The organism is Brevibacterium gallinarum, from assembly GCF_014836885.1.
Taxonomy (GTDB): Bacteria; Actinomycetota; Actinomycetes; order Actinomycetales; family Brevibacteriaceae; genus Brevibacterium; species Brevibacterium gallinarum.
The window spans coordinates 44,908-53,737 of sequence record NZ_JACSPY010000018.1 but is presented as its reverse complement, the minus strand read 5'-3'; the positions used below and the strand labels follow the sequence as shown (position 1 = coordinate 53,737).

Below are 8,830 nucleotides of genomic sequence, written 5' to 3'. Positions count from 1 at the left end.
AAGACCGGGCAGAAGCAGTACTGGTACACCTCCGGCGGGGCTGCTGACCCCCGCAAACCCACCACACCCATCAACGTCAGCTTCGATGGCACCACTATCATCCCGCCTGACGATGACACCCCGCCCAAGGACGACGATGATGGCGGCAAGGAGGAGCCCGGACCACCGAAGCCGCCCCCGGGAGACACCCCGGGCACGGGCGCGGCCACGATGTACTGGCCGGTCAACGCCGAGACGAGCGCGGCTGGCTTCGCGCCCGGCACCTGCAACTTCCTCTCCGCCGGGGTCTCCCCGGACAACGGCGGGGCGACCGTGTGGACGAAGCCGGGCAAGCTGTACAAGCCATCCGACGGCGCTGTGCGGATCGAGAAACCGGATGCCTCCGGCACCTTCCACACCGCCACCTGGGAGAACAAGTGCATCGACCGCACCGGCAAACCGGTGACGACCAAGGACCCGAAGTCCCAGCATGAATCCCGCGTCACCATCGGCAAGGGCACCGCCGATGCGACCGACAAGGGCATCGAAGCCAGCTGGAAGGGCGGGTTCACGATCGTGTTCTACTCCGGCATGACCTACTGGTCGATCTCGGACCCGCACCTGAAGGTCAACGCCGACGGCACCGGTGAGCTCGTCGGCACCGCATCCGGCTTCGGCGCCGATATGGATGACCTGAGCAAATGGGAGAAGATCACCCCGGAGACCATCACGATGGCGACCTTCTCCGGCGTCGACGTCACGAAGGCGATCGCCGAGGGCGGATTCACCGTCCACCCGGACTTCACAGGGGTGAAGTACGCCACTCCCCGCACCGGCACCCCGCAGGACCGCTCGGTCGAGGGCTGGGGGTCGTTCCCGCCCAGCTGGGTCGACTTCAACCAGAAGACCGGCCAGCACTCCTACTGGTACACCTCCGGCGGCATCGCCGATGCGCGCAAACCGGCAGCCCCGCTGACCATCGCCCTGAGTGCGGACTACCAGCCGCCGGCATCGGACTACAGCACCAGCGCCAACACCGGAGGCGGAGACGGCACCACCCCCGGCGGCAGCGGGCAGCACGCACCAGCCGGACCCGGCGGGTCCGCCAGCGGTCCAGGAGGGCCGAACGCGGCCGGGCCGAACACCGCACCGGCTGCCGCAGCCCAGACCGAGGACAACACCGCGTTCGCCGCGGCGGCAGCTGACGCACGCGAATCCCACGGCATCGCAGGCATCGGCTGGCGCGGCTGGGCGCTCGGCGGCGGAGTCGCCGGCACGGCCGTGGCCGCCACCTGGGGTCTGGGCTGGCTGCTGCGCCGCCGGATCGGCCTCGATCCCGGCACCTGGGTCTGAGCCCGCGCACCCGATTCCACAGCGACCCCTCAGCCTCTTCCGGCCCTGGTTCCCGGCGGCGCTGGCAGACTGACCACTCACGCAAGGAGACACCATGACCATGACGACACACGAAACCGACGCACCCCCTGCCCTGACCTTCTCCCAGCGGCTGCGCGAGGAGACGATGCGCCCGCACCGCGAAGCCGAATCCGAACCCTTCATCGCCGACCTCATGGCCGGCCGGCTCGACCGCGGCGCCTACCAGGCGCTGCTGGAGCAGTACGCCGTGCTCTACCCGACCCTCGAAGTCGTCGTCCGCGAACAGCCCGCCTCCTCGGTGCTCAGCGCCTTCGACCATCCCGGATTGGCCCGGACCGCGGCGATCAACGCCGACCTCAACGCCCTGGCCGGCCCAGACCGCCTGCCGCCAGTCGCCCTGCCGGCCACCCGGGCGCTGGCCAAACGGATCAACTCGGAGCTGCCGGCTGAGCGGCTGCTGGCCCACCACTACCTGCGCTACCTCGGCGACCTCTCCGGCGGGCTCGCGATCGGCCGGCTCGTCAGCCGCCACTACGGCATCGAACCCGAAGCGCTGTCGATGTGGCGCTTCGAGGGCATCACCAAACCGAAGGTCTTCAAGGACCGCTACCGCGCACTCCTCGATTCCGCCGAGCTGAGCCCAGCCCAGCAGGACGCGGTCATCGACGAAGCCGCCATCGGCTACCGGCTCAACCAGGCGATCTTCGCCGAACTCGGCCTCATGCACACCGCCGCCGCCTAACCCGGCACGCGCCCACCGCCTCGGCCCCGGGGCCGGCGCTAGGATTGCCGCATGACCTTGGGCATCGTGGCAGCCACCCTCGCAGCCGTCTTCCTCGGCGCGACCCTGCAGCGGCTCTCAGGCACCGGTGTCGGCCTCGTCGTCGCCCCGGTGCTCGCACTGCTCATGGGCCCAGCCCTCGGGGTGTTCATGGCGAATGCGACGACGATGCTGTCGGGCACGATCATCATGCTCGCCGTGCTCAAGGACGTCGACTGGCGCCGCTACCTCATCTTCCTGCCCGCCGGCATCCTCGGCGCGATCCCGGCCGCCCTGCTCGTCCGCGAACTCTCGGCCGCCTGGCTCAACATCGTCATCGGCCTCGTCGTGCTCATCGCCTTGGCCCTGACCTTCGGCACCCCGCGTGTCCCGCACATCCGCACCCGCTGGCTCGCCGCCGCCGGTGGCGCGGCCGGGGCGTTCCTCAACACCTCCGCCGGCGTCGCCGCGCCCGGGATGGTCATCTACGCGAAGTTCGCCCGCTGGCCGCAGCGCTCGTTCGCCGCCACGATGCAGCCGACGTTCGCGACCTTCGGGGCGCTGTCGGTCGGCTCGAAGCTCGCAGTCGGGGCGATGACGATCGCCCAGCTGCCGCCGTGGTGGCTCTTCCCGGTCATCTTCGCAGCCGTGGGCCTGGGCATCATCGCCGGCGGGAAGCTCGCGAAGCTCGTGACCGCCGAGGCCGCCCGCAGGCTGGCGATCACGCTCGCCGGTGCAGGGGCCGCGGTCGCGCTCGTGCGCGGGATCCTCATGCTCGGCTGACCCACCGTGCCCGAGGCGGTGGCAACCGTGCCCGGGGCGGTGGACACCGGTGCGTGAATGCCGCAAGGCGGGCAGACGATCCCTCGTCTGCCCGCCTCGCGTGCGGTCTCAGCTGAGCTCGGCTCAGACCTTCTTATCGGGGTCTTCGAGCGCGTCGACGTCGACACCGCGCTTGCGCTGGGCGCTGCGGAAGCCGGAGCGCACCCGCTTGCGGTGTTCGCGCGCCTTGTGGCGGCGGGTCTTCTCCCGCTCGATCTGCTCAGGGGTGGGCTCGTGGTCGCGCAGACCGACCTGCAGGTCCTCGGGCACCTCGCGGATGGTGCCGACAACGGCCTTCTTCTTGTGCCGCAGGATCTCCAGGCGCACGAGCTTGGACAGGAAGTACAGTCCCAGCAGGTTCGGCACGGCCATGAGGAACAGGGTCGCATCGGAGAAGGCGACGACGCTGTCGAGCGAGACAGCCGAGCCGACGACGACGGCGGCAACCCACACGAACTGGAAGATCTTGTCGGCCACAGCCGAGTTCTTCGTCAGGTAACCGAGGGCCTTCTGGCCGTAGTAGGCGTAGGAGAGCACTGTCGAGAAGCCGAAGAGCACAACGGCGACGGTCAGCAGGTACGGGAACCATGCCGAGACGGTCGCGAACGCCTGGCTCGTCAGCGCCACACCGGCACCGGTCGAGCCGTCGCCGGCGTCAGCCTCGTGCAGGCCGGTGGTGATGATGGCCAGGGCCGTGAGCGTACAGATGATGACGGAGTCGACCAGCGGCTCCCACATCGCGGTGTAGCCCTCGGTCGCCGGCTCGTCGGTCTTGACCGCCGAGTGGGCCATGCCGGCGGTGCCGACACCGCCGACGTTGGAGAACAGCGCACGCTGGATGCCGACGATCGCCACGCCGACGATGCCGCCGGCCACGCCTTCACCGGTGAACGCGCCTTCGATCATGAGCCAGAAGGCGTGCGGGATGTTGGTGATGTTCATCGCAAGGATGATGAGCACGGACACGGTGTACAGGATCGCCATCGCAGGGGTGATCGCCGAGGTCCAGTCGGCGATCTTCTTGATGCCGCCGATGATGACGAAGCCGGCCACGAGCGCCATGACGAGACCGATGATCCACAGCTTGTCGGCCAGGAAGCTGGAGTCGCCGCCGGTGGAGTCGACGATGATGGCTGCGACCTGGTTGGCCTGGAAGAGGTTGCCGGCGCCGAAGACGCCGATGAGGGTGGTGATGGCGTAGAAGACGGCTAGGAACTTGCCCAGGCGCGGCCAGCCGACTTCGGCCAGACCTTCGCGCAGGTAGTACATCGGACCGCCCGAGGTGGTGCCGTCACCGGCGATCTGGCGGTACTTCACGCCCAGGGTCGCCTCGGCCATCTTCATCGACATGGCCAGCAGACCGAAGATGATGATCCACAGCGCCGCACCCGGCCCGCCGATGGTGATCGCCACAGCGACACCGGCGATGTTGCCCAGGCCGACGGTGCCCGACAGCTCGGTGGCCAGCGCCTGGAAGGACGAGACCTCACCGGGGTCGGTCTTGCGGGTGAACTTGCCGCGGATGACTTTGAGGGAGTGCCCGAGTCCGGTGATCGGCTGGAAACGCAGGAAGACCGTGAGGAAGATCGCGCCGACCATGAGCCACACGACGATGAGCGGGATTCCGACTCCGAAGAGTTCGAGCTCGTAGAAGACGACGTTGGACAGTCGCGTCGCAAAGGGAGCGAAGAGATCGTCGATCACCTGGTCGACAGATCCGGCGAACAAGGACAGGGGAGCACTCATAGGGTTGCCTCAAGGCGCAGAGTAGACGTACGGCCAAAGGGTCGGTTCGGCTGCGGCGCCAGTGTGCAGAGTAACAACTCAGTCATTGCCAATCCAATGCTCAGAGTCAAAACGTCACCGCTTCGTGACGCGCCGCACCGACCTTCCCACCACCCGCAGGCCGCGCGGTAGATCGACGAATCTGGTGCCTCATCTGCGAAGATACGCCACGAAAGCCGCCGCGATCGGGGCCATCGCAGCCTCCACCTCGGGTTCGGCATTCGTGATCTCCGCGATCACCTGCTCGTGCGCCTTGCCGCACCACACCGGCATCGACACGTTCTGCCCCCAGCTGCGCGCCTGCGATCCAGTGGTCTCGGGATGGAACTGGGTGCCCCACGCCTGACCGATCCGGAACGCCTGCACAGGTGCGTCGGTGCCGTCGACGAGGTGGACCGCGCCCGGCGGCAGGCCCATCTCCTCCTGGTGCCATAAGACCGCCGGCGCCGAGGCGGGCATCGCCGAGAACACCGGGTCGCCTGCGGCTTCGGGCCGAGCGGCGACGATGTACGCCCCGACCTGCGGGACGCGGCGCCGGCGCAGCTGCCCACCGGTGGCGGCGGCGAGCAGCTCGCCGCCCAGGCAGATGTTGAAGCTTGGGAAGGCACCCTCGGCCGAGGCGGCGAGCAGGCTGCGCACGTGCGGGAACCACGGGTTGCCCTCGTCATCGAGCGGGCCGGCGGCTCCGCCGAGGACGATGAGGGCGTCGTAGTCTGCGCGCAGCGCTGCGGCATCGGCCGGCAGCGGCGGGCCGAGGTCGGCGTGGCCGGGCCCGAGGTAGGGGCGGGCGACGATGAGCTCGGCACCGGCGCGTTCGAGCCAGTCGCCGAAGCGCCAAGCATCAGTGCCGGCTTCGTGTTCGATGACGAGGATCCGCGGTGACATGTCTCCACAGTAGCGGTGCGTTCTGGCACCGCACGAGGCCCGAGCCGCCAACAGTCATGCAGTCGAGCCTGTGCGAAGCGGGCCTGAGGAGGCGGTGCATCGTCGAGGAGTCCGCGATACGGACAAGGACGAGCAGAGCCGAAGACCGATCCGAAGCCGACGCCCCACACACATATGCGGCCATCAAGATATCCCCATTTGACCATAAGAAAACGGGGCCGGAAGACTCGCCACCACGTTCGCGAACCCGCGAGCACTCCCCCAGCAGAGGAAGGAGGGAAACCATGGCTGACAAGCAGAACCAGAACTCTGAGGCTCCTGCCTTCAGCAAGATCGGCGTTCGCCCGGCCGGCGTTGCACTGCACTCGTCGAACCACAACAGCCCGATTGCGCTGTCGGCGTGGAAGTGAGTCCCCGTGGTGGCCCGGCATCATGCTGGGCCACCACCACGCTCAGAACCGGAAGCCCAGCGCATCGCCCAGCCCCTTTCACCGGAAGCAGATCGCACAGCCCGCATCATGACGACTCACCCCAGCCACGACCATGAGCAGCCTGAACTCGTGTTCTCACCAGACGTCTCCGTCTGGCAGGCAGAACCGGGTGTCCTCATCGTCGTCAACGCAGCTGAATCCTTCGCCCGCCTCACTCTGCCGGTCGACGATGCCGAGCGGATGCTCGCAGGCCGCTTCGGCGAACTCATCTCCCCACAGGCCGCCGAGGCCCTCTCAGCGCTCCGTGCGGAGGGCTATGTCGTCTCCGCCCAGGTGCCGGCACAGTCCCGGATCCGCATCATCTCTGCCACCACAGAGGCCTCCACCGGCCCGCTGCGCTCCGCTCTCGAACGTCTGCTCTGCAGTGAGGGCCCCATCCCGGTCTGGCCCGGTGCACCTGAGGAGATCGTCGTCCTCGCCGCCGTGCGCCCCAACCCTGCCGACGTCGAGGCCTGCGGCCGTGAGCTTTCCTGCGTGCCCCTGCCCGTCAGCGCTGAGGGAAGCTCGATCGTCATCGGCCCGTGGCCGCAGCCGTTCAGAACCCTGCCGGAGGCCCCCGGCGGCCTTCCCAGCTCCTTCGACCTGCGTGACCGGCGCCTCGCCGCGCACCCAGCACCTGAGATGCTCAGCACGCTGTGGTTCCCTCCCGACGGTGCCCGCCTCGCGCACCCGGCCGAGGACACGTGCCTGCTGGCAGCGGCCTGGCTGCGCACGGCTCTGCACAGCACCCCGGATCTGCTGCGCCACACGGAGACCGTGGTGAGCGCTGCCGGCGAGCTGAGCCATCACCGCGTGCTTCCTGTTCCACGCGCCGACGGCGCTCACCCTGCCCGACCTGAACAGCTCATCCTGACCGTGCCTGAAAGCACTCAGCGATGAAGCCGACCAGCACAGATGCCACTGCCGCAGCCGCTGTCGATCGTCGTACCGGTCTGCTGACAGAGATCGAACACTACGCCAATCCGCCGGAATGGCCGCGCACCTTCTCGATGTCCGTCGGACATGTCGCAGACACCAATCTCAACGGAGACTGGCCTGCTGATCGCATGTCGACCGGGATGGTCTTCGCCTCGCATGCGGCCGCATCCCGCGCTGCGGTCGGAGAGGCCCTCGAACGCTACTGTGCGAATTTCGTGCCCGCCGGGCTGCCGCAGGCCTCATTCGCTCAGCTCAGCGCCGCAGGGGTGAGGGCGATCGATCCGCGTTCGCTGCGGCTGTACAGCGACGAGCAGTATGCGACTGAGGAGTTCCCCTTCGTCCCCTTCACTGCCGACCTCCGGGTCAGGTGGGCGGCAGGGCGGAGCATGAGCAGCGAGGCTCCGATGCTGGCTCCTGCCGGGATCGTTTTCGCGAACTTCCACTCGACCGTCTATGCAGGCGAGCCGCGGACGAATGCGCTGCTCTTCGCCGGTCTCGCAGCTGGCCGCAGCCGCCGTGAAGCCGAGCTCGCTGCCATGCAGGAGATCATCGAACGGGATGCGGTGGAGATCTGGTGGCGCGCAGGCGGCAGCGCCTGCGCTGTGCCGGAGGAGCTGCTGCCGGGCCTGAGCGCGGCTCTGTCCTCGCAGACCGATCAGTTCGAGTACACAGTGCTGGCCGTGCCCAACCGCTGGCAGGTCCCGGTCGTTGCCGTCGTTCTGTTCGACCCCGAGTACGACATCCTCGCCGTCGGCACTGCTGCACGCCCTGAAGTGCTCTCTGCCGCTTATAAAGCCGCCGCGGAGGCGGTCAGCCTGCGTTCGTACTCCAAGGGGCTGCTCGATCCTGCGGGAGGACCTTGGAAGGCAGTTGAGCTCGGACTCTTCGGTGCGTCTCTGCTCAAACCATTCCGCAGCGACAGACACTACTGCGATTCGTTCCGCAGCGATTTCGCAGACATGCCGGATCTGTGCTGCAACTCGCAGTACTATCTCGACGCCCGCGCACAACAGCGGGTCGCCCATCTGCGCAGCCCGAAGGAGACGGCTTCGCCGGCTGTGCTTCGCCCCGTCGCCGGAGATGTGCATGAGGCTTACCGCCAGCGACTGGCAGAACTCGGCCACGACCCGGTCTCCGTCGACCTCACCACTCCGGATGTCGCCGCTGCCGGGCACTCCGTCGTGCGTGTCATCGCACCAGGCACCTACTCCAACGCCGCCGCCGGCTTCCCCCTGCGCGGAGGCTCCCGCTGGTGCACCGAGCCGCAGCAGCTCGGTCTCGTCGAACAACCGCTGGACGTCACGTCCCCGATTCTCCCCCTGCCGCACACCTGATGACAGCAATTCCAGACCAGCTCTCAGGCCGCGCCGCCATCACCGACAGCCGCTGTGGAACCTGCGCTCCCGACCCGGTGCGGCTCGCGCTGCCCGGAAGCCGAGTCTGGACGTGCACCGGCGCACTCTTCGGCTCACCCGATACCGTCAGCGGAGCGGCTGCGTTCAGTCCGGCTCGAGCCGTTTCACGGATGCAGGGCGAGGCAGTCGAACGTGCAGCCGCCTGGCATGGCGAGCCGGTGGCACCACCCGGGCGGTGCGTCACAGATATCACGCCGGAGTTCGGCCCCTTAGCTCAGCGCAGCGGTGCACGCACCGCTGTCCGCGAACTCCGCCCTGAGGGCTGGGCAGCCACCGCTGCAGTCGATGCCGCAGCGGTCCTGCTCGGAACGACCGGTTGGTTCCCTCACGGCAGTGCTGGCCTGGCCTCGGGTCCTGCAGGCGATTCTGCAGACTGCCGGTCTGCGCCTGCCGGCGACCCC

The 8,830-nt window shown here is 68.2% G+C and carries 7 protein-coding genes and 1 pseudogene; 6 read left to right on the top strand and 2 right to left on the bottom strand.

Annotated features, from left to right (window positions below):
• From H9634_RS13180 to H9634_RS13170, 3 genes and pseudogenes are all read left to right on the top strand, one after another.
• A pseudogene (locus tag H9634_RS13180) lies at window positions 1-1,332 on the top strand (hypothetical protein); the annotation flags it as partial.
• 94 nt (window positions 1,333-1,426) lie between these two features.
• Window positions 1,427-2,095 carry a biliverdin-producing heme oxygenase gene (locus H9634_RS13175; protein ID WP_191727272.1) on the top strand — a complete coding sequence of 223 codons (669 nt, stop codon included), beginning with the start codon at window positions 1,427-1,429 and terminating at the stop codon, window positions 2,093-2,095.
• A 51-nt stretch (window positions 2,096-2,146) separates the two neighbouring features.
• Window positions 2,147-2,896 carry a sulfite exporter TauE/SafE family protein gene (locus tag H9634_RS13170; RefSeq protein ID WP_191727271.1) on the top strand — a complete coding sequence of 250 codons (750 nt, stop codon included), beginning with the start codon at window positions 2,147-2,149 and terminating at the stop codon, window positions 2,894-2,896.
• A 123-nt stretch (window positions 2,897-3,019) separates the two neighbouring features.
• Here H9634_RS13170 and H9634_RS13165 read toward each other — a convergent pair whose 3' ends face one another.
• Both H9634_RS13165 and H9634_RS13160 read right to left on the bottom strand, forming a co-directional pair.
• Entirely contained in the window at window positions 3,020-4,681 is a 1,662-nt protein-coding gene (locus H9634_RS13165) for an alanine/glycine:cation symporter family protein (RefSeq protein WP_191727270.1), read from the bottom strand.
• Window positions 4,682-4,870: 189 nt separating this feature from the next.
• Entirely contained in the window at window positions 4,871-5,605 is a 735-nt protein-coding gene (locus H9634_RS13160) for a type 1 glutamine amidotransferase (RefSeq protein ID WP_191727269.1), read from the bottom strand.
• A gap of 284 nt (window positions 5,606-5,889) precedes the next feature.
• Here H9634_RS13160 and H9634_RS14800 point away from each other — a divergent pair, with 284 nt between their 5' ends.
• The 3 genes from H9634_RS14800 (at window position 5,890) to H9634_RS13150 (ending at window position 8,348) form a co-directional block, all read left to right on the top strand.
• Entirely contained in the window at window positions 5,890-6,015 is a 126-nt protein-coding gene (locus tag H9634_RS14800) for a hypothetical protein (RefSeq protein WP_263598817.1), read from the top strand.
• Between the two features lie 108 nt (window positions 6,016-6,123).
• Window positions 6,124-6,975, top strand: coding sequence for a hypothetical protein (locus tag H9634_RS13155; RefSeq protein WP_191727268.1), 852 nt, complete (start codon window positions 6,124-6,126; stop codon window positions 6,973-6,975).
• A complete protein-coding gene (locus tag H9634_RS13150; protein ID WP_191727267.1) occupies window positions 6,972-8,348 on the top strand; it encodes a YcaO-like family protein in 1,377 nt (458 codons plus the stop codon). Before H9634_RS13155 ends, H9634_RS13150 begins: the two co-directional genes overlap by 4 nt.
• Window positions 8,349-8,830 lie beyond the last annotated feature (482 nt).